The sequence below is a fragment of the Methylosinus sporium genome, assembly GCF_003113265.1.
Classification (GTDB): domain Bacteria; phylum Pseudomonadota; class Alphaproteobacteria; order Rhizobiales; family Beijerinckiaceae; genus Methylosinus; species Methylosinus sporium.
Genome location: NZ_PUIV01000011.1, coordinates 40,230 through 59,089, shown reverse-complemented (window position 1 = coordinate 59,089; position 18,860 = coordinate 40,230). Strand labels below are relative to the sequence as shown.

The window sequence follows — 18,860 nt, the reverse complement described above, 5'->3', positions numbered from 1 at the left end:
TTTCTCCTCACTTCGCCGCGGCGGCGGCGCGCGCGCTTCTCGCGGCGGCCCGCGCCGCGCGCGCCTCGATCCAGGCGTAGAAGGCCGCCATGCCGTCGCCGGTGCGCGCGGAGACGACCAATGTCTGCAAATCGGGATTGACCTTCAACGCATTGGCGAGACAGCGCCCGACGTCGAACTCCACATGCGGCAGAAGATCGGATTTGTTCAGCAGTATGAGATCGGAGGCCGCGAACATTTCGGGATATTTGAGCGGCTTGTCCTCGCCCTCCGTCACCGAGAGCACGACGATCTTATGCGCCTCGCCGAGATCGAAGGCGGCGGGGCAGACGAGATTGCCGACATTCTCGATGAAGAGCAGCGAGGAGGGCGCGACAGCGAGCTCGGCGAGCGCGCGAGAGACCATATGCGCGTCGAGATGGCAGCCCTTGCCGGTGTTGATCTGCAAGGCCGAAACGCCTGTCGCGCGGATCCGCTCCGCGTCATTGGACGTCTGCTGATCGCCTTCGATGACGGAAATGGGAAAGCGGTCTTTCAGATCGGTGATCGTGCGCACGAGAAGCTGCGTCTTGCCGGAGCCGGGGCTGGAGACGAAGTTGAGCGCAAAGACGCCGGATTGCTCGAAGCGCACCCGGTTCTCGCGCGCGTGGTCGTTGTTCTTGGAGAGAATATCTCGCTCTATGCGGACGATACGCTCCTGGCTGAGGCCGGGAACATGAACGCCCGCGGCGCCGGAGCCATAATCGTGACGATGGCCGTGGTCGTCATGCGCGTGATCGCCATCATGCGCATGATGATGGTCATGATCGTGCGGATGCGGGTGATCATGATGATGATCGTGGTCATGGTGGTGATCGTGATCGTGGTCATGACCATGATGATGATCGTGAGCGTGGCCATGCGCATGATCATGCGGATGGTCGTGGCTATGTTCTGGCTTTCCTTCGATGCTGGAAGTTCCGCAGCCGCAGACCGTGCACATTAGTCGACCTCCAGTTCCTGCACCCGCATATCCTCGCCGCCCGTGACTTGGACATGGTATCCGCCGCAGTCCGGGCAAGGACCAAATCTTTCTTCGACGGCGACGGTCTTGGCGCAATCGAGGCACCAGCCTTCGCCGGGAGTGCGCACAATGTCGAGCCGCGCGCCCTGGACGATTCCGCCATGCGCCACCGCCTCGAAGCAGAAGCGGATCGCCTCCGGCTCCACATGGCTGAGCGCGCCGATCTCGAGCCGCACCACGCGTACGCGCGAAAAGCCCTGCTTGCGGCTTTCTTCCTCGATCAGCTCGACGATGCTCTCGGTCAGCGCCATCTCATGCATAGGCGGCCTCGCGAATCTCGACGCGAAAGGCGACGCAGGGATCGAAGAGGCCTGCGAGCCGTGTGATCGTCTGCGCCGCCGCGGCGCGCGGAATGCGCGCGCCGAGCAGAGCGGCGACGAAAGGTCCGGCGGGATGGAAATTCCATTCTGTCGGCGCGACGATCGCATAATTCTCGATCCTATCGTCCGGTGTGAGCCGAACCCAATGATACAGCTTCCCGCGTGAAGTTTCGACCGCGCAATAGGCTTCTCGTGTGGCGGGAGCCTCGCTGCGGGAGGCGTCTTCGGCGCCGTCGGAGAGGCGCGTCACGAGCCGATCGAGATCGATCATGCGCGCGGAAAAGCGCGCGCAGATTGCGCCGCGCGAGAGATCGGTCTCGCGCCAATGACGCGCGAAGGCGCCGGTCTCCGGTGCGCGGCCGGCGATGCTGGGCGTAGCGCTGAAGCTTTCGCCCTGCGCCCTTATTCCTTCTAGCACGGCGCCGTCGTCCTCCGCGCGCAGCGTATCGGGCGCGCTCGCGGCTATGGCGGGGCTGCGCGCCAGCTCGCGCGACAATTTGCCGAAAGGCGTATCGCTGCTCGCGGCCGAGTTGGAAGCGTCCGGCAGGCCGAGCTTCGCCGCTTCGGCGCGCAGGCGGGCGGCGGTCGCGCCGCGGTCGCGCGCGTCGCCTGTCGCGAGCTCGCGCGTCAGCGCCAGAACCGCGCGCAGGGCCGTCGGCGGAACAGCGTCCTCCGCCATTGTCGTCAGCGCGCGCAATGTCTCGGAGAGGCGCTCGCAATCGAGCGCGACGAGATTTTGCGGCGTGGGCTTGCGCATTTCTCCGCGCGCCGCGGCGATGGCGCGCGAGGCGGCGAAAGCGTGGGAGAGGCCGCAGAGGGAGAACAGCCGTCCGGCGAGCGGCGCGACTTCCGCGGCGGGGCGTCCGCGAAACAGACGCGTGAGATGAGCGGGCCGGCTCGAGCGCACGCGCACCGAGCAGATGCGATCATCGGCGAGCTCGGCGACGATGGAGATCGCGCCGGGGCCGAGCCCTCCGAGATCGGCGCCCACGCTCATGGCGAGGCCTCTTCGTCGCTGCGTCGACGGCCGCCGAACAATGCGCGCCGATCGAGGGCCGCGGTAGGCTCGGGCTCGCGCTTTGGCGTCTCGTTCATCGCGGGATCGAGCAGAGCGTCGAGCGCCGCGCGCGCTGCGGTCCGCGCCGCCTCGTAATCGGCGAAATCATCCATGGGCGAGAACAGCGAGCAGGCGGCGATGCGGCCGAAACCCTCGATCTCGCTGACATTGAATTCGACGTCGCCGGCCGGAAAGCGCAATTGCAGCCGCGCCGGATCGGGAAAGGGCGCATCGGCGCCCTCGCGTGGCGCGGTGACGACGAGATTGGCGAACCAGGGCGTGACGATCACGCCCAGCGCATAAGGGCCGAAGTCGCGAAAGCCCACCGGCTCCACTGCGAGCGCCTCGTTGCAGAGGCCGGAGTCCCGCATCGACGTCTCATGGACGCGGCGGTAGAAATCCGCGAGTTTCTCGCCTCTCGCCGCGGCGTCGCTCAATTCTCGCACCTCAAGAATTTCTCTTGCGGCGCGTCGCATTCGGGGCAGCGCCAGTCTGCGGGAAGATCGGCGAAGGCGACGCCCGGCGGCACTTGCCAGACGGGATCGCCCTCGGCCGGATCATAGACATGCCAGCACACGCCGCATTCCATGCGCGCGTCGGGGGCGATATCGCGAAGCGTTTCGTCGCTCATGTGAAATAGGCCTCGTGAATCTCGCGCAGACGTTCCGCCGAATCGTGGAAATCCTCGTCGGCGGCGCAGGCCGCGGCGGGCGTGTCGCCGATCTCCAACGTGTCGAGGATGATCGTACCCATGGCGTTGAAGAATTGCACCGACCACACATTGCGGGCGCCGGTCGCGGTGATCTTGGCGGAGCCATAGCCGCGCGAGATAAGCTGCACGGGTCCATTGCCGAGCGTGAGCTGCAAATGCTCCATGTCGATCTCCGACACGGGCAGCAGCGAGAAATTGATGACATGCGCCGGATCGCCGGCTTTATGCGCGCGCATACGGGCGTCGATCTCGGCCAGCATGGGCATCACATTCATCGCGCCTTCCGGCTCCGCGCCTATGGCGATGCTCTCGGCGGTGATTTCCGCTGCGCGCTCGACGACATGGGGAATGGCGGCGATCTCGAGATAATCGGCGGTGAGCCGTCCCTCGGCGTCGGTGAAGCGCACGCGCCACAGGCCCGCCATGGAGGCCTCGAGAATTTGCGCGGTGACGCCGTCGGGGAGGGCGGCGACGCCGCTCACCTCGCCCTCGCCGAGCACCTGGCCGATGAGCTCGCGTTCTTTCGCCTCATAATCGGTTATGTCGAAGAGCTTGCTCGGCGCATCGGCGCGTTGCGCGGCGAGCGCATCGGCGAGCTGCGGCAGCAGAGCCGCCGCGCGGGGGCATTCGGCGACGGCCTGCTCGCCGGTCGCGGTCGCGAGAAAAGCGATGACGCTGCGCTTGGTCTCCGCCTCGGCGTCATAGCCGATCGGCATGACCGTCATCGCTTCGTCGGCGCCGTCGGGCGAAACCCAGAATCCGGCTTTCATGAGCTCGTCTCCCCTTCCGTGAAGGTGATGCGCACGCGCGGCTCTTTCGCCGGCGCGGCCTGCAATTGCAGCAGCGCCTCGATCCGCGAGAGATATTCGGACCAGTCATAGACTTTCGGCAGCACGCCGAGAGTCTCGCTTCCATAGGTCACGACGAGGCTCGGATAGACGCAGACGCTGAAGCGTCCTTCCAGCGCCTTCTCGGCTGTGGGCGCGATGATGGCGGCGCGCAGCCTTCCGGCGAAGGCTTTGACCAGCTGTGGAAAGATGATCGCCACGTCATGGGTCTCGCTGCGCTGGTCCGGATCGCCGCCGAAGAAGAGCAGCGTATGCGCGCTCGCGGCGGGCGGCGCGGCCAGAAAAGCGTCGATATTGGTCTCGTCCAGCAGAGCGACGCCGGATTTTTCGCTCAGCGCCAGCTGCAACGACCCGGACATGCGGTCCTCCCATTTTATTTTTGCCGAGGAGGCCGCAATCGCCATGCCATGGGCGGCCCGCGAAGGCGACGAGCTAGGCGACTGAGTCGAAAGAAGCTTTCCAGCTGGAGCCAAAGATTCGACGAGCTATATCTGGAAGATAGCTTATCATTCTGGATAGAGGACTTCCAGCGCCGTCACTTCCGCAGGAATTCCGGCAGCTGCGGCTCGCGATCGACCAGATCGGCGAAAAGGTGATCGACATTCTCGCCGGCGAGGGCCTTTTCCACCGCATCCAGAGCGTCGTCGATCTGCGCGGCCTCGAGCGGGTCCAGCACGCGGACGGCCGTGCCGACATGGACCAGCACCTTGGTCCCGGCGGGTTGCGCGCCGACCAGCGCCATGGAGACGCTCTGCCGTTCGCCGCGCCGCTCGCATAGCGCTTCGAAAGCGTCGCCTTCGACGATGGTCATGGGAAAGCCGACGCACATGCTCGCGATTCCCTCAGCGCCAGGACGACGCGCGCCAGGGCTTGAACCAGATGCCTACGGCGACGACCATAGCGCCCCAGCCGAGCGCCATCGCCATGGCGAGCAGATGATCCGGCTCGGTGAAAATATGGATGATGTCAAAGGCGAGATCGTTGGGATGCTTGCCCGGATGCGCCATGGCCGTCGCCGGAAGCAGAAAAGCGGCGGCCGCAGCCGCAAAACGGATCGCCTTCATGGTCTCGTCTCCTCATCGGTGGCGCCGAGGCGCCTCTCATAGGCACTGTGGTCGAGGTCGTGCCCCAGCAGGCGCTGGAAGCTCTGCGCGCTCTCCGCGCGCGGGCGGAACTCGACGCCCCATTCTGTCAGAGTCGCGACCGCTGCGTCGAGCGCCGGCTCGATCGCGGCGACGACCGGAGGCGTCAGCGGGCCGCCCCAATCCTCGAGGTCCTGCGGCTGGCAGCCGATCAGCGCGAGGCGCGAGGGATAGCGGCCGAGCAGATCGGCCGCGGAGAGCACCTCCTGGAAGCCGGTCTGATGCAGGCTCATCTTCTTCGCGCCCATGAAGCGCGGCACTTCTGCGTCGCGCACAACGCGCAAGGTCGCGGGCTCGAGGCCGTAATCTATGGCGTCGAAGACGAGCAGCTGGTCGCAAGCCTCGACGAATTGCACCAAATAGAGCCCCTGTGTGCCGCCGTCGAGCACCGTCACCTGCGGGCCGGTCTCATAGCGAGCGTGGAACTCTTCGACGGCGCGGACGCCGAAGCCTTCGTCCGCCCAGAGAATATTGCCTATGCCGAGAATGAGAGTGCGCATGGCGTCTCCTCGGTTGTCGCTCGCCCCGTCGCTGCGCGGCGGCTCACTTGTCCGCCTCGTCGCGGAACACGCGCTCGCCGGAGATCATCGAGGAGATGAGGCTCTGGCGGGAGACGATATCCTCGCGCACGGCGGTGTAGATGTGGATGATCACGAAGAGAATGACGCCCCACATGGCGAGATGATGCCAAGTATGGACGTCCTGGCTGTTCGGCCAGATCGCGAACACCCAGCCGAACAGCTTGTACTGCCAGCTGTCGCGGCCGGCGCCCTCGGAGTAGAGCGCGAAACCCGTCACCACCAGAAAGGCCAGGTTGAGCATGAAGAGATGCATCACCAGATGGCCGAGCGGGTTATGGCCGATGTATTTCTTCGGCTGCTTCACCAGAAAGGCGTACCAGCCGGCCTCGTAGAGCACGCCCGACAGCCATTTGCGGTCCCACACCGGCAGGTAGAAAATCTGCTTGGCGTGCTCATTGCCGACGAAGGCCCAATAGATGCGCATCAGCAAGGCCACGGCGAGCACATAGCCCGCCGAGAAATGCGCGAAGCGTATGTAGCCCATCAGGAATTGCGAGCTCGCCTCGCCGGGCGTGGAGGGCAGGGGCGAGGCGATGAAATAGCCCGTCGTCGCCAGCACGACGATCGCCGCCGCATTGACCCAGTGCCAGATCCGCACCGGCGCCTCATAGACATAGACGCTCTGCAGCTCAGCGGCCTTCTCGCCATGGCTGTCCAGAACGCCATGGATTTGCGTCGCCTCGGTCATGACCTCGCCTCCTCAGCGAACCGTGACTTGCGTCATCTCCTGCCCGTCCTCGCTCATCACGTGAGTCGAGCAGGCGAGGCAGGGGTCGAAGGAATGGATGGTGCGCAGAATCTCGAGTGGCTTCTGCGGATCGGCCAGCGGGGTATCCATCAGCGAGGCCTCGAAGGCGCCGATATTGCCCTTGGGATCGCGCGGGCTGCCGTTCCAGGTCGTCGGCACGACGCACTGATAATTTTCGATCTTGCCGTCCTTCACCTTGATCCAATGGGCGAGCGCGCCGCGCGGCGCCTCGGTGAAGCCGAAGCCCTTGGCCTCCTTCGGCCAGGCCTGCGGATTCCATTTGTCGATATTGGCGGTGGAGGAGTCGCCGGCCTTGATGTTGGCGATCAGCTTGTTCTGGAAGTGCTCCATCTTGCGCACCGCCCATTGCGCCTCCAATGCGCGCGCCGCCGTGCGGCCGAGCGTCGAGAACAGCGCCGTCACCGGCACGCCGAGCTTCTTCAAAAACTCGTCGGTCGGCTCCTTGAACTCCGCTTTGCCCTGGGCGTAGCCGACGATGTAGCGCGCCAGCGGCCCCACCTCGACGGCGTTGCCGCGCCAGCGCGGCGCCTTGATCCAGGAATATTTGCCGGCTTCGTCCAGCTCCTGAATATTGGTCGGCGTGCCCTTGGCGTTGGGGCCGAGCTTGTAATTGGGCTCGGTGACGCCGTCCCAGGGATGCAGCCCCTTGGTTTCGTCCGGATATTTGTACCAGGAATGGGTGACGAACTCCTGGATCTGTTCCGGATCGGTGTGATCGACCGGGAAAATCTCTTTCAGATTGCCATTGAGGATCACGCCGCGCGGCAGGCCGAGATTGTCGGGGGAAAAGTCATTGGCGTGCTCGGGAATGTCGCCATAGGCCATGACATTCTTGCCCGAGAGGCCGCCGCCATAAAGCCAGTCCTTGTAGAATGAGCCGATGGCCAGCACGTCCGGCACATAGACCTTCTCGACGAATTCGATCGACTGCTGAATGATCGAGGTGACGTCGTTGAGGCGCTCCATATTGATCGCGCCGACCGCGCCATTGCCATCGACATTGATGGCGCAGGGCACGCCGCCGACGAGCCAGTTCGGATGCGGATTCTTGCCGCCGAAGATCGTCTGGACCTTCACGATCTCCTTTTGGAAATCGAGCGCCTCGAGATAATGCGCGACGGCCATGAGGTTCGCTTCCGGCGGAAGCTTATAGGCCGCATGGCCCCAATAGCCGTTCTTGAACGGGCCGAGTTGTCCGGACTCGACGAATTTCTTCAGCCGGATCTGCAGATCCTTGAAATAGCCGGGCGAGGACAGCGGCCAATCGGAGATAGACTGCGCCAGCGCCGAGGTCGCCTTGGGATCGGCGGAGAGCGCCGAGACCACATCGACCCAATCGAGCGCATGAAGATGATAGAAATGCACGAGATGATCGTGCACCTGCAGCGCCAGCTGCATCATATTGCGGATGGAGTTGGCGTTCTCGGGAATGTTGATGTTGAGCGCATTCTCCACTGCGCGCACCGAGGTGAGCGCATGTGTGCCGGTGCAGACGCCGCAGATGCGCTGCGTGAAGGCCCAGGCGTCGCGCGGATCGCGGCCCTTCAAGATCACCTCGATGCCGCGCCACATTGTGCCGGTCGAGACCGCGTTGCGGATCACATTGTTCTTGTCGACATTGACCTCGACGCGGAGGTGTCCCTCGATGCGCGTGACCGGATCGACGACGATGCGCTTGCCGGAATTGTCGAGATTGAAGCCGTTCGGCGTCTGAATGCCCATGATCGCGTTTCCTCGAGATCGGCCGTTGCCGGTGTAATTTTTGTCCAGGGCGGCCGGCAGGAGCTTCCCTCATCCTGAGGAGCGGCCAAAGGCCGCGTCTCGAAGGACGAGGGAAGCGTCATGCGCGCCCTCTGGAACTCGCCCCTCGCGCTTTTAAGACGGCGGCTATGCCGCCTCCTCAGCATGAGGGGCGAGGGGTGCGCTGCTGCGCGACTACCCTTCGTGCTTGGTCGTAATGCGTTTCACCGCGGTGACGCCCGCATGGACGGCGACGGCGCCGCCGACGACGGCCGCGGCCGCGAGGCCTACCTCATCGGCGTTATGCTCTATGCCGAAGTGGTTGATCTTGGTCAGCCGGTCGTAGAAGGAGCCCTTGTCCCAGAAATCCTCTTCCGAGCAGCCGATGCAGCCATGGCCGGACTGGATGGGGAAGGAGACGCCGCCGTTCCAGCGCACGGTGGAGCAGGCGTTATAGGTGGTCGGACCCTTGCAGCCCATTTTGTAGAGGCAATGGCCCTTGCGCGCCGCCTCATCGTCCCATTCCTCGACGAATTGGCCGGCGTCGAAATGCGGGCGGCGGTAGCATTTGTCGTGGATGCGCTGCGAATAGAACATTTTCGGCCGGCCCTGACGGTCGAGCTCCGGCAGCCTGCCGAAAGTGGTGACGAAGGTGACGACGCCGGTCATCACTTCGGCGATGGGCGGGCAGCCCGGCACTTTGATGATCGGCTTGTCTTTGATGACCTTGTCGATCGGCGTCGCCTGCGTCGGATTGGGCTTGGCCGCCTGCACGCAGCCCCAGGAGGCGCAGGCGCCCCAGGCGATGATCGCCATGGCGTCCTCGGCCATCCATTTCAGCTTCTCGACGAAGGGCTTGCCGCCGTCGATGCAGAACATGCCGCCTTCGTTCAGCGGCGGATTGCCCTCGACGGCCAAAATATACTTGCCCTTGTACTTTTCCTTGGTCTCTTCCAGTATCGCCTCGGCCTGATGTCCGGCCGCCGCCATGATCGTGTCGTCATAGTCGAGCGAGATCATCGACAGCACGACGTCTTTGGCGAGCGGATGCGCCGAGCGGATGAAACTCTCCGAGCAGCAGGTGCATTCGAGCCCATGCATCCAGATCACCGGAATGCGCGGCTTGGTCTCCAGCGCCTGCGCCATTTGCACGGCGGCGCTCTGGCCGAGGCCGAGGCTCGCCGCGGTGAGCGAGCAGAATTTGGTGAAGCTGCGGCGCGTGACGCCCTGACGGCGAATGACGTCGTAGAAGGTTTCGATGGCGGCCATTTCCTTCCCCACCCTTGTGCAATGCGGCATTCGCGCGACGGCGCCGCTTGGGGAAAGAACGGCAAGATGCGGGCCAGCGCGAGGGTAAGGAGAATCTTTCCAGGCTCTCAGGCGATTGCCGAAAATCTCTTCGCTCGCGGAGGGCGCTATGAGGAGAAGCGACTTTCCAGTCGCGGAAAGCGTCTAGACAGTCAATGCGCCGTGCAGACCATGCAGGGGTCGAATGAGCGCACGATATGCTGCACCGCGACATTGCTCGCGCCGTCTTCGCCCACGCAAAGGCCCGCCAGCGCCTGCTCCAGCGGGCCGGGAATGCCGGCGGCGTCGCGCGGCGAGAAATTCCAGGTCGTCGGCGCGATGATCTGATAGCGCTCGATCTGCCCGTCGCGGAAGCTCGCCCAATGGCCCAGCGTTCCGCGCGCCGCCTCGACGAAGCCGACGAAGGCGCCGTCGGCGAGCGGCGCGTCGGGCGTGCAATAGGGCTCGCTCGGCGCCAGCGCGCGGGTCCAATCCTCCATCGCCTGCGTGAACAGCGCGATCTCCAGGACGCGCGCGACGATGCGGGCGAGGACAGTGGAGCCGCCGCCCGCGAGCAGGTCGCGGATCAGCGCATGGCCGGCGACGGCCTGACGCGCCAGCGCGCCCACCTCCACAGCGCGGCCTTCGAGCCGCGGCGCCTTGGCGAAACTATACGCCCCCTCGCGGTGAATATCCGGCAGCGTGTCGGAAAGGGCGGGATCGGCGACGGTGTCGCGCATATAGGCGTGCGAGACATCCTCCTCGATATGATCGAGCGGCGGCTCGCGCAGCCCGCCCGTCTTCGTGTCGAGGAGACCGGCGGGGAAGCGATGGCCCTCCGGCCCGAGATAGGCTCCGGCGGAGAGCAGCAGGCCGGGACCGCGTCCCATCTCCGCGAGGCGAAGATCGCGGGCGATGCGGAGGAATGCGGAAAAATCGCCGGCGGCGCTGTCCGCGAAGCGATCGAGTTCCTCGGTCGAGGAGAGGGCGGTCACGGCCTCGAGCGGCGCGGCGAAGAGCGTGCGCTCGAGGAAAGTACGAAAATCCGCGAGCAGGGCGCGCAGCCGCATCTCATCGCCGAGCGCCAGCGCCCGCGTGACGCCGCCGGCGCGGAAGGCGAGGCTGTGCGGCCATTTGCCGGCGATCAGCCCCATCGTCTCCAATAGGCGCGCGCGCGCCGGCAGCGCCTCGCGCAGCGCCGCGCCGGAGACCGCCTTGAAGCGCGCCTCGGCGGCGGCACGCCAGGGCCGTCCGGCATAGGCGGCGCGGGCGAAATCCGGCATGAAGAAAACGTAGAAATGCGTCAGATGGTCGGCGATATTCTCCGCCGCATGGGCGATATTGGTGGCCAGAAGCCCATTGGGCGCGGGCGCGATCGGCTGGGCGGCGCGCAGCACGGCGGCGGCGGCCAGAGATTGCGAGACCGAGCATATGCCGCAGATGCGCGGCGCGATCGCCAGCGCGTCGGCGGCCGGGCGGCCGAGCAGCAATTGCTCGAAACCGCGATAGAGCGAGGCCGAGACGCGCGCCTCGCGCACCACGCCATTCTCGACGTCGAGCGTCACCTCGAGATCGCCCTCGACGCGATTGAACGGCCCGACGACGATGCGGCTCATGTTTTTTTCTTCTCGGTCCCAAGTTTCTTCTCGGCGCTTGGCGTCGGCGCGCGGGCGACGCGGTCGCTGCGGGCGTTCTCGCGCACGCGTTTGGGCGTCGCCGATTTGGAGAGGGCGGCGAGCGCGACGAACCAGGCTTTCGGCATATCCAGCGGCAGGCCGACCGGAATGCCGCCGATCTTGGGCGTGCGATGGAAGCCGCGCGTCGCCTCGAAGCCCGGCGAGGTGCAGGCGATGCAGGTCGAGCCCGCCTGCGTGCAGGAGCCGCCGCCGTTCCAGGCCCGCTGATTGCAGTCGCCCACCGCCTGCGTCGCCTTGCAGCCCAAATGCTCCATCAGGCAGCCGCGCTCGGAGACATCCTCGGCGCTGGCCTTGAACTCGTAGAATTCATTGCGGCTGCAGCCGTGATGGGCGAGATGGTCGGCGAAAATGCGCGGCCGGCCGTAATCATCCATATCGGCCTGCGTGAAACGGCCGAGCGAGAGCGCGAGCAGCGTCTCCATGATCCAGCCCGGATGCGGCGCGCAGCCGGAGACATTGACGACCGGCAGCCCTTTGACCGAGCGATAATCCGGCCCCAGCGCCCCGCCGATATCGACGCCCGAATATTGCAGCCCGCTGGCGTCGGTGGGGTCTGGCGCGCCGGCCGGCACGCCGCCGAAAGCGGCGCAGCTGCCCACCGCCACGCAATAATCGGCGCGCGGCGCCAGAGCGCGCGCCCAATCCAACATGCTGCGGCCGGTGCCGGAGAGCTTGTTGAAAAGGCCGGTGCCCTCCGGCCCATGTAGGATAGAGCCTTCTATGCAGAGCGCGCCGAGCTTCTGCTCGCCGCGCTCGACGCGGGCGAGAATGGCGCGGGCTTCCTCGCCCGTCTCCTCGCTGACGCTCGGATGCCAGAGGAGACGTATGCCGAAGCCGCGCAGCTCCTCGAACCAGCCGGAAGCGCCGCGCTCCAGCGTCGCCATCGTGCAGCCGCCGCAGCTGCCGGCCTGCAGCCAGAGCAGAGTGAAATCGTCGTGCGCCTTGGTCATCTCACGCCGATTGTAGAACAATCGGCGAGTACGCCCAAATCTCTCAAAATTGCGCGTGCAGCCGCAGGCCGAAGACATTGATCGGCCCACGCGCGGCGTTATGCGCGGGATTGCCGATGAACTGATAGTCGAGCGTCAGCTCGACTCCGTCGCGAACATTGTATTTGTAATAGGTCTCCAGCACTTTTTCGCCGGCGTAGGAGAGCCTGCCGTCGCCGATATAGACGCTGGTTCCGCCGAGGCCGAAATAGCTCACGCGCGGGCCGGCGAGGCCGGAGAACACCATGGCGCCGCCGATCTCGTCCTTGTCGCGGCCCCACAGCGCGCCGGCGGCGGTGAAGCCGGTCGAGAGCGAGCGGTCTATATCGGTGTAGTCCACCGTCTCGAAGCGCCCGTCGGACATGCTGGCGCGCAGGAAAAAGCCGATCTCCTTAGAGAGCTGCTGCTGCACATTGACGCCGCCGCCGACCTTCACATGGCGCTTGCGAATCCATGGATTGTTGACGTCCGGCGGAAAATTGCCGGTGAGATAGGCGAAGTCGATGGCGTCCTGCACCTTGGCGAGATTGCCATTGTCGGCGAAGGCCAGGAATTTGATCACGCCCGGCTGCTCGAAAAGATCGTAGCGCGCCTCGAATTCGGCGACGCCCATGAATTGGCGGCCGATCTGCGGTTCGATAGAGGGACCGTTGGGAATCTCGGAGAGCTGGAACAGGCCGCCGCGCGCCGTCCACCAATCCTGTTTCCACTCCAGCGCCGCGCCATAGGTATAGCCCCAGGAATCGGCGGCGTAGTCGAAGGCGCCGAGCGTGTTGACGCCGAAATTCAGGAAGCCCGTCGTCGGATCATGGGCGTATTTGTTGTCGTCGAAAATATCCGGCACGCTGAACTTGCCGATGGTGAGGATCAGCCGATCCTTGTCGACCTTGCCCGACAGCTGGTTCTGCGTCGATTCCAGCACCTCGTTATAGGAGCCGGTCTCCGGGTCCTCGACTTTCTCGCCGCCGTCGAGCCCGACGATCTGGCGCAGGAAATAGCGCTGGAAGCGCATATAGGGCGCGGCGCGTCCGACCTTGGCGACGGCTCCGTTCACATAAGAGGCGGCGCCGACGGAATTGGCGAGGCCATAGCCGAGATCGACCTCGGGATTGAGATAGACGGCGGCGCCTTTCCAAAGGCGCAGTCCCATGAAGAGATTGCTCGTCGAGCCGGCGTCCGCGAGGCCTTTGGGCGGGAAGCTGCGCGCGCCGGTATAGAGCGCCGGGAATTTGGGATAGCCCTGCACGACGGCGGTCGTCTGACCGTGGAAGCTGTAGAGCTCCTCGCCGTTCTTATCGTCTTTCTCTTCCTTCTTTTCCGTCTTTTCCTTGTCTTTCGCCTTCGCCGCGCGCTCGCCTTTCTCGCCGCGCTTTTTCGCTTTCTCGTCGTGGCCCGCGGCGTCCTCGCTCTTCGCTGCGTCGGACGCCTTTTCGTCTTCGGTTTCCGCGCCTCCGCGCGCCTCGTCCTGCGGATCGAATCGGTAATTCAGGCCGAGCCGCAGCACATGCGCCGCGCTGCGCTGGCGCGCGCCGAATTGGAAAGAGAAATTATTGTCGTAGACGCGGCGCTGCGATTGCTGATCGACGTAGAGATATTCGAGCCGCGCGGAAAAATGATCGTCGAGCGCCTGCTCTATGCCGGCGCCGACCGCGAATTTCATGCGCGCGGAGGTCGAGACCGGCGCGAAGAAAAGTCCGAGCGGCCCGGCGCCATAGAAGATGAGATTGGAGGCGCCGCGCCAGCCGCCGGCCGCGACGCCGCCGGTGGCGTAGACGAGCCTGCGGTCGAAGGCGTAGCCGAGGCGTCCGCGAATGCTGGCGAAATAATCGCCGTTCTCGTCCGATGTCAGCCCATAGCCGGCGACGCCGAGTGCGCTATAGGCGGCGGGCGCCGGAAAAATCCCGGTGGAGGCGCGGCGCAGGCCGAGAAAATTCAGATCGGTCTCGAGGCCGTAGACCCAAGGGCCGCGCTGCCAGTCATAGCCGATCTGCGCGCCGAAGCTCGCCCCGGCGCGATCGCGATTGGGCGCCGCGAGGTCGAAGGCGCGGCTGGTGAAGCCGCTGCCCGCCTCCAGCGTTCCGCCGCTCGCAATGGGAACGGCGCCGCCGGCGTTCAATCCGATATGCAGTCCTGCCCAGGCGAAGGCGGGAGGAGGAGCGGAGCTGCTCTTGGACGGCTTGTCGGCCGCTCGCGCAGGGCTCGAGAGGATCAGCGTCGCCAAAAGGGCGAGTCGTATGGGCTTCATCGGCTCGTCGTCGATCTTTTCCGCGATTCGCATATTGTCAGAGATTCATGTCGCACGCGCGAAAGGGCATAACGTACGAGCGAGACCCTTACATTCGAGCGGCATGACGCTTTGATGACGTCGCCGGCGTCGGCGGAACGGCGTCGCGCGCCGCAAGGCGCGCGACGAAATGAAATGCGCGTCTTCGGCGACTCTGCGCATCCTCGTCCTCGGCGCGGCCGAGCGCTTCGGTCCCCCTTTCCCAGAGGCAGACGGGCCGATGAGAGGCCGGATCGATCGTCCAGGCGGCGCGCGGCTGCGTGCGCCGTCCGTCGAGGCGCAGATTTCCGAGGCGCAAATTCCGAAGGTCATTCGGCGCCGTGACGGCGACGAATGCGCTCGCGCGACGCGCGGGGAGATGCGGATAGGGGCGGGGGAAAATCTTCATCGCTCTCGTCCTTCTGGCCGTTTTGGCGGCCGAAGGCGTGAGCGGCGAGCAGAGCCTCAGGCTCGAACGGCGCCTCTCACGCGGTCCTCGCGGCCGCGGGCTTTCGTGTGAGGCGCGACGCGCGCAGACGAGGCTGCGGCGGCGGCGCCGAGGCTGTGACTGCCGAGGCTACTGCCCATGAGTCCTTCGCGAGTGTGGTTGACGCCGCGCGACTCGAAAGTCGCGCCGACGCTCTTGGTTTTGATGCGCGGGATTTCGCTTGTCAACGATAAATGGTTTGTCGACGATAAACGGATTACAACAAGGCCAGATGCGATCGGAACGGCTCTCGGCGACGCTTTCGTCATCTGGCTCGCTTCTTGCCATGCTCTGCTCACAAAGGCGCATCGTGCGGCGTGAGCGGCCGTTCGCCGAAACCCGAGGGAGAGCGAAAACGTGCTTTCGAAGGTGGCGAAATTCGACGAAATGGGCGGCGTCGACGGCGCGACGCGTATTCCATATGAAAAGCTCGCCAAATGGCTGACCTCGGTCGAGCCCGAATTTCTCGCCTCGCGCCGGGCGCAGGCTGAGCTGCTGTTTCGGCGCATCGGCATCACCTTCGCCGTCTATGGCTCGCAAGAGGCGACCGAGCGGCTCATTCCCTTCGACATTCTGCCGCGCATCATCGCCCGCGCCGAATGGGCGCAGCTCGAGAAGGGCCTGATTCAACGGGTGAAGGCGCTCAATCTATTCTTGGCCGATCTCTACGGCCCCGGCGAGATTTTGAAAGCGGGCGTGGTTCCCTCCGAGCTCGTCTATCGCAATCCCGCCTTCCGGCCGGAGATGGCGGGACGCCGCGTGCCGCACGACATCTTCGTGCATATCGCCGGCATAGACATCATCCGCACCGACGACGACGGCTTCTATGTGCTGGAGGACAACGCCCGCACACCGTCGGGCGTCTCCTACATGTTGGAGAATCGCGAGGTGATGATGCGGCTGCTGCCGGATCTCTTCGCGCAGCACCGCGTCGCGCCGATCGAGAATTATCCCGATCAACTGCTGGCCACTCTGCGCTCCGCCGCGCCGCGCGGGGCGGGGGCCGATCCGGTGAGCGTGCTGCTGACGCCCGGCCAATATAATTCGGCCTTCTACGAGCATTCGTTCCTGGCCGACAAGCTCGGCATAGAGCTGGTCGAAGGGCGCGATCTCTTCGTCAAGGACGATATCGTCTATATGCGCACCACGGAGGGGCCGCGCCGCGTCGATGTGATCTACCGGCGCCTGGACGATGATTTCCTCGATCCTTTGGCCTTCCGCCCCGATTCCGCCCTGGGCGTCGCCGGCCTGATGGGCGCCTATCATGCAGGCAATGTGACGCTCGCCAATGCAGTCGGCACGGGCGTGGCCGATGACAAGGCCATTTACACCTATATGCCGGAGGTGATCCGCTTCTATCTGGGTGAGGAGCCGCTGCTGAAAAATGTCCCCACCTGGCGCTGCCGCGAGAAGGAGGCTCTGGCCTATGTGCTCGACCATTTGGGCGAGCTGGTGGTGAAAGAGGTCAATGGCTCGGGCGGCTATGGGATGCTGGTCGGCCCTCACGCCACAAAGGCGCAGATCGCGGAATTCGCAGCCAAGCTCGCCGACGACCCGACCAATTTCATCGCCCAGCCGACGCTCGCCCTCTCCACCTGCCCGGTGTCGGTGGCGAGCGGCGTCGCGCCCCGCCATGTCGATCTCAGACCTTTCGTGCTCTATGGTCCCAATGGCGCGAGCGTGGTGCCCGGCGGCTTGACGCGCGTCGCCATGAAGGAGAATTCTCTCGTCGTGAATTCGAGCCAGGGCGGCGGGACCAAGGACACATGGATCATCGACGATGCGCCGCTCGCGCGCGTATGACGAATTCGAAATAAGAACAGCGCGCCGAACCGACGGGATCTCATGCTCTCACGCACCGCCGACAACCTCTTCTGGCTGGCCCGATATATGGAACGCGCAGATTTCCTCGCGCGAATTTTGCAAGCGTCCAGGCGTCTCGCCACTCTGCCCCGCGCCTATGGCGGCGTGGAGACCGAATGGGAGAGCGCGCTGCTCTCCTCCGGCGCGGCGCCCGCCTTTCATGCGGCGGGGCTGACGGTCGACGAGGCCAATGTCACGCAATTTCTAGCCTTCTCGCCCGATAATCCGAGCTCGATCCGCAATTGCATCGAGCTCGCCCGCATCAACGCCCGCGCCGTGCGCACTGCGCTCACCGTGGAGATGTGGGAGGCGATCAACGGCGCCTTCCTCGAGCTCGAGGCCTTCGAGCGCGCGAGCCGCTCCGCCGAGGAGGTGACGCGCTTCCTCGATTTCGTGAAACAGGTCTCCGCCGCTTACGACGGCGGCGCGCATAGAACAATGCTGCGCAACGACGCCTATTGGTTCTCGCGCGTCGGCCTCTATCTCGAGCGCGCCGACAACACCGCGCGCCTTCTGGACGTGAAATATCATGTGCTGCTGCCGGAGACCGAGGCTGTCGGCGGCTCGCTCGATTATTTCCAATGGACGGCGATATTGCGCGCCGTCTCCGCACACACCGCCTATCATTGGGTCTATCGCGACAGCCTCAAGCCCTGGCTCGTCGCCGATCTCCTGATCCTGCGGCCGGAAATGCCGCGTTCGCTCATTGCCTGCTATGAGAGCGTGGTGCAAAATCTCGATCGTCTCGGCAAATCGCATGGCAAGCAGGGCCCGGCGCAGCGCCACGCCCGCGCCGTCTTCGGCCAGCTCGAACATGCGACGATCGAGAGCGTCTTCCACAATGGGCTGCATGATTTCATTCAGAGCTTCATCGCCGACAATCATCGGCTGGGGACGCTGGTCTCGGAGCAATATCTTTTCTAATATGTCGTCGCTTCGAAGCTCCCCCTCGCGGTGAAAGATGCACATAAGAATAAGGCGCGAGACGATTTTTCGCTACGCCGAGCCGGTCAAGGCGGCGATTCAGAAATTGGCGCTGACGCCGCGCAACTATGACGGGCAGCATGTCCTCGACTGGCGCATCGATGTCGATCGCGACTGCCGCCTGCGCGCCTGCGAGGACGCTTTCGGCAATGTGGCGCACAGCATTTATGTCGACGGACCGCTGGAGGCGCTGACGACCGTGGTCGAGGGCTCGGTCGAGACCTTCGATACGGCCGGCGTCGCGCGCGGCGCGATCGAGCGTTTCCCGCCGGAGCTCTATCTGCGCGAGACGCCGCTGACCGAGGCGGATCAGGCGATCTGCGATTTTGCGCTGGCGGCCGCGCGTCCGTCCGACACGCTGTCCAAGCTCCATGCGCTGGTCGGCGCTCTGCACGAGGCTCTCGTCGTGGAGGAGGGGGCGGCGAGCGGCGCCGTGGCCGCGGCCGATGTTTTCGCGCGCCGTCGCGGCGCGGCGCAGGATTTGGCGCATGTCTTCATCGCCGGCGCGCGCAGTCTCGACATCCCCGCGCGCTATGTCTCCGGCTACGCCCTGCGTCCCGACGCCGGCGCCGCCATCCATGCTTGGGCGGAAGCGCATGTGGCGGGGCTCGGCTGGGTGGGCTTCGATTCGACGCGCGGCGCCTCGCCGGACGAGAGCTATGTGCGCGTCGCCGTCGCGCTGGATCATCTCGGCGCGGCTCCCGTTCGCGCCGCTCATTCCGGCGGCGGCGAGGAGACGACGGAGGTCAAGGTGAGCGTCGCCCGCGCGCAGGGCCAGTTCCAGAGCCAGTCCTGAGCCGGGGCGGGCGGCGACGGCTTCGGTCTTTCGGCTGTCATTTTCGGGTTGACAGCGGGGACGCAAATTCCCCATATGCGCCCTGCTTCATCGGCCCTCTCGCGGGGCCGTCGCTCGCGGGGCCTTTCTTCGGGGTCCATCGAGAAGCTGGGGGAATGTCCCGAGCGGCAAAGGGGGCGGACTGTAAATCCGCTGGCTATGCCTTCGTAGGTTCGAGTCCTACTTCCCCCACCATTCGACAGCCTGCCGCTGCGGCGAAGAA

Annotated in this window: 20 protein-coding genes and 1 tRNA gene; 5 read left to right on the top strand and 16 right to left on the bottom strand. The window is 65.0% G+C overall.

The window, feature by feature from the left end; all coding sequences use genetic code 11:
- Nucleotides 1-7: 7 nt before the first annotated feature.
- The 16 genes from hypB to C5689_RS09405 form a co-directional block, all read right to left on the bottom strand.
- Entirely contained in the window at nt 8-982 is a 975-nt protein-coding gene (hypB, locus tag C5689_RS09480; RefSeq protein ID WP_108917031.1) for a hydrogenase nickel incorporation protein HypB, read from the bottom strand.
- Nucleotides 982-1,323, bottom strand: coding sequence for a hydrogenase maturation nickel metallochaperone HypA (hypA, locus tag C5689_RS09475; RefSeq protein WP_108917030.1), 342 nt, complete (start codon nt 1,321-1,323; stop codon nt 982-984). Before hypA ends, hypB begins: the two co-directional genes overlap by 1 nt.
- Nucleotides 1,316-2,380, bottom strand: a complete 1,065-nt coding sequence (locus C5689_RS09470; RefSeq protein WP_108917029.1) for a nickel-dependent hydrogenase large subunit — start codon at nt 2,378-2,380, stop codon at nt 1,316-1,318. The genes hypA and C5689_RS09470 overlap by 8 nt, the downstream gene beginning before the upstream one ends.
- Entirely contained in the window at nt 2,377-2,886 is a 510-nt protein-coding gene (gene hybE / locus C5689_RS09465) for a [NiFe]-hydrogenase assembly chaperone HybE (protein WP_244594652.1), read from the bottom strand. Before hybE ends, C5689_RS09470 begins: the two co-directional genes overlap by 4 nt.
- The gene (locus C5689_RS09460; RefSeq protein ID WP_108917027.1) at nt 2,874-3,071 is read right to left on the bottom strand and encodes a rubredoxin; all 198 of its coding nucleotides are present in this window, start codon (nt 3,069-3,071) and stop codon (nt 2,874-2,876) included. Before C5689_RS09460 ends, hybE begins: the two co-directional genes overlap by 13 nt.
- Nucleotides 3,068-3,922 carry a hydrogenase expression/formation protein gene (locus tag C5689_RS09455; protein ID WP_108917026.1) on the bottom strand — a complete coding sequence of 285 codons (855 nt, stop codon included), beginning with the start codon at nt 3,920-3,922 and terminating at the stop codon, nt 3,068-3,070. Before C5689_RS09455 ends, C5689_RS09460 begins: the two co-directional genes overlap by 4 nt.
- On the bottom strand, nt 3,919-4,359 hold the full coding sequence (locus tag C5689_RS09450) for a thioredoxin domain-containing protein (protein ID WP_244594651.1): 441 nt from the start codon (nt 4,357-4,359) through the stop codon (nt 3,919-3,921). The genes C5689_RS09455 and C5689_RS09450 overlap by 4 nt, the downstream gene beginning before the upstream one ends.
- A gap of 176 nt (nt 4,360-4,535) precedes the next feature.
- Nucleotides 4,536-4,829 carry a HypC/HybG/HupF family hydrogenase formation chaperone gene (locus tag C5689_RS09445; protein ID WP_108917024.1) on the bottom strand — a complete coding sequence of 98 codons (294 nt, stop codon included), beginning with the start codon at nt 4,827-4,829 and terminating at the stop codon, nt 4,536-4,538.
- Between the two features lie 13 nt (nt 4,830-4,842).
- Entirely contained in the window at nt 4,843-5,064 is a 222-nt protein-coding gene (locus tag C5689_RS09440; protein ID WP_108917023.1) for a hypothetical protein, read from the bottom strand.
- The gene (locus tag C5689_RS09435; RefSeq protein WP_108917022.1) at nt 5,061-5,642 is read right to left on the bottom strand and encodes a HyaD/HybD family hydrogenase maturation endopeptidase; all 582 of its coding nucleotides are present in this window, start codon (nt 5,640-5,642) and stop codon (nt 5,061-5,063) included. Before C5689_RS09435 ends, C5689_RS09440 begins: the two co-directional genes overlap by 4 nt.
- Nucleotides 5,643-5,685: 43 nt before the next feature.
- Nucleotides 5,686-6,411 carry a Ni/Fe-hydrogenase, b-type cytochrome subunit gene (gene cybH, locus C5689_RS09430; protein WP_108917021.1) on the bottom strand — a complete coding sequence of 242 codons (726 nt, stop codon included), beginning with the start codon at nt 6,409-6,411 and terminating at the stop codon, nt 5,686-5,688.
- 12 nt (nt 6,412-6,423) lie between these two features.
- Nucleotides 6,424-8,214 (bottom strand): nickel-dependent hydrogenase large subunit, encoded by a 1,791-nt coding sequence (locus tag C5689_RS09425; RefSeq protein WP_108917020.1) that lies wholly within the window; start codon nt 8,212-8,214, stop codon nt 6,424-6,426.
- 213 nt (nt 8,215-8,427) lie between these two features.
- A complete protein-coding gene (locus C5689_RS09420) occupies nt 8,428-9,501 on the bottom strand; it encodes a hydrogenase small subunit (RefSeq protein WP_108917019.1) in 1,074 nt (357 codons plus the stop codon).
- Nucleotides 9,502-9,692: 191 nt separating this feature from the next.
- Nucleotides 9,693-11,135, bottom strand: a complete 1,443-nt coding sequence (locus tag C5689_RS09415) for a nickel-dependent hydrogenase large subunit (protein ID WP_108917018.1) — start codon at nt 11,133-11,135, stop codon at nt 9,693-9,695.
- Complete coding sequence (locus C5689_RS09410; RefSeq protein WP_108917065.1) at nt 11,132-12,166, bottom strand: NADH-quinone oxidoreductase subunit B family protein; 1,035 nt, start codon at nt 12,164-12,166, stop codon at nt 11,132-11,134. The genes C5689_RS09415 and C5689_RS09410 overlap by 4 nt, the downstream gene beginning before the upstream one ends.
- Before the next feature lie 43 nt (nt 12,167-12,209).
- A complete protein-coding gene (locus tag C5689_RS09405; protein WP_244594650.1) occupies nt 12,210-14,483 on the bottom strand; it encodes a carbohydrate porin in 2,274 nt (757 codons plus the stop codon).
- 592 nt (nt 14,484-15,075) lie between these two features.
- On the opposite strand from C5689_RS09405, the gene C5689_RS18715 reads away from it, so the two are divergent.
- The 5 genes from C5689_RS18715 (at nt 15,076) to C5689_RS09375 (ending at nt 18,832) form a co-directional block, all read left to right on the top strand.
- On the top strand, nt 15,076-15,276 hold the full coding sequence (locus C5689_RS18715) for a hypothetical protein (protein WP_108917016.1): 201 nt from the start codon (nt 15,076-15,078) through the stop codon (nt 15,274-15,276).
- Between the two features lie 66 nt (nt 15,277-15,342).
- A complete protein-coding gene (locus C5689_RS09390) occupies nt 15,343-16,758 on the top strand; it encodes a circularly permuted type 2 ATP-grasp protein (RefSeq protein ID WP_425293397.1) in 1,416 nt (471 codons plus the stop codon).
- A 42-nt stretch (nt 16,759-16,800) separates the two neighbouring features.
- Nucleotides 16,801-17,742: an alpha-E domain-containing protein gene (locus C5689_RS09385; RefSeq protein ID WP_108917014.1), complete on the top strand. Its 942-nt coding sequence runs from the start codon at nt 16,801-16,803 to the stop codon at nt 17,740-17,742.
- A gap of 37 nt (nt 17,743-17,779) precedes the next feature.
- On the top strand, nt 17,780-18,598 hold the full coding sequence (locus C5689_RS09380; protein WP_108917013.1) for a transglutaminase family protein: 819 nt from the start codon (nt 17,780-17,782) through the stop codon (nt 18,596-18,598).
- Nucleotides 18,599-18,747: 149 nt separating this feature from the next.
- Nucleotides 18,748-18,832: transfer RNA gene (locus C5689_RS09375), tRNA-Tyr, on the top strand.
- Nucleotides 18,833-18,860: the final 28 nt, after the last annotated feature.

What these genes read in the sequence shown, in the direction of transcription:
- hypB (WP_108917031.1), bottom strand. Translation starts at nt 982, where the DNA reads ATGTGCACGGTCTGCGGCTGCGGAACTTCCAGCATCGAAGGAAAGCCA.
- hypA (WP_108917030.1), bottom strand. Translation starts at nt 1,323, where the DNA reads ATGCATGAGATGGCGCTGACCGAGAGCATCGTCGAGCTGATCGAGGAA.
- C5689_RS09470 (WP_108917029.1), bottom strand. Translation starts at nt 2,380, where the DNA reads ATGAGCGTGGGCGCCGATCTCGGAGGGCTCGGCCCCGGCGCGATCTCC.
- C5689_RS09460 (WP_108917027.1), bottom strand. Translation starts at nt 3,071, where the DNA reads ATGAGCGACGAAACGCTTCGCGATATCGCCCCCGACGCGCGCATGGAA.
- C5689_RS09455 (WP_108917026.1), bottom strand. Translation starts at nt 3,922, where the DNA reads ATGAAAGCCGGATTCTGGGTTTCGCCCGACGGCGCCGACGAAGCGATG.
- C5689_RS09450 (WP_244594651.1), bottom strand. Translation starts at nt 4,359, where the DNA reads ATGTCCGGGTCGTTGCAGCTGGCGCTGAGCGAAAAATCCGGCGTCGCT.
- C5689_RS09445 (WP_108917024.1), bottom strand. Translation starts at nt 4,829, where the DNA reads ATGTGCGTCGGCTTTCCCATGACCATCGTCGAAGGCGACGCTTTCGAA.
- C5689_RS09440 (WP_108917023.1), bottom strand. Translation starts at nt 5,064, where the DNA reads ATGAAGGCGATCCGTTTTGCGGCTGCGGCCGCCGCTTTTCTGCTTCCG.
- C5689_RS09435 (WP_108917022.1), bottom strand. Translation starts at nt 5,642, where the DNA reads ATGCGCACTCTCATTCTCGGCATAGGCAATATTCTCTGGGCGGACGAA.
- cybH (WP_108917021.1), bottom strand. Translation starts at nt 6,411, where the DNA reads ATGACCGAGGCGACGCAAATCCATGGCGTTCTGGACAGCCATGGCGAG.
- C5689_RS09425 (WP_108917020.1), bottom strand. Translation starts at nt 8,214, where the DNA reads ATGGGCATTCAGACGCCGAACGGCTTCAATCTCGACAATTCCGGCAAG.
- C5689_RS09420 (WP_108917019.1), bottom strand. Translation starts at nt 9,501, where the DNA reads ATGGCCGCCATCGAAACCTTCTACGACGTCATTCGCCGTCAGGGCGTC.
- C5689_RS09415 (WP_108917018.1), bottom strand. Translation starts at nt 11,135, where the DNA reads ATGAGCCGCATCGTCGTCGGGCCGTTCAATCGCGTCGAGGGCGATCTC.
- C5689_RS09410 (WP_108917065.1), bottom strand. Translation starts at nt 12,166, where the DNA reads ATGACCAAGGCGCACGACGATTTCACTCTGCTCTGGCTGCAGGCCGGC.
- C5689_RS09405 (WP_244594650.1), bottom strand. Translation starts at nt 14,483, where the DNA reads ATGCGAATCGCGGAAAAGATCGACGACGAGCCGATGAAGCCCATACGA.
- C5689_RS09390 (WP_425293397.1), top strand. Translation starts at nt 15,343, where the DNA reads ATGGGCGGCGTCGACGGCGCGACGCGTATTCCATATGAAAAGCTCGCC.
- C5689_RS09385 (WP_108917014.1), top strand. Translation starts at nt 16,801, where the DNA reads ATGCTCTCACGCACCGCCGACAACCTCTTCTGGCTGGCCCGATATATG.
- C5689_RS09380 (WP_108917013.1), top strand. Translation starts at nt 17,780, where the DNA reads ATGCACATAAGAATAAGGCGCGAGACGATTTTTCGCTACGCCGAGCCG.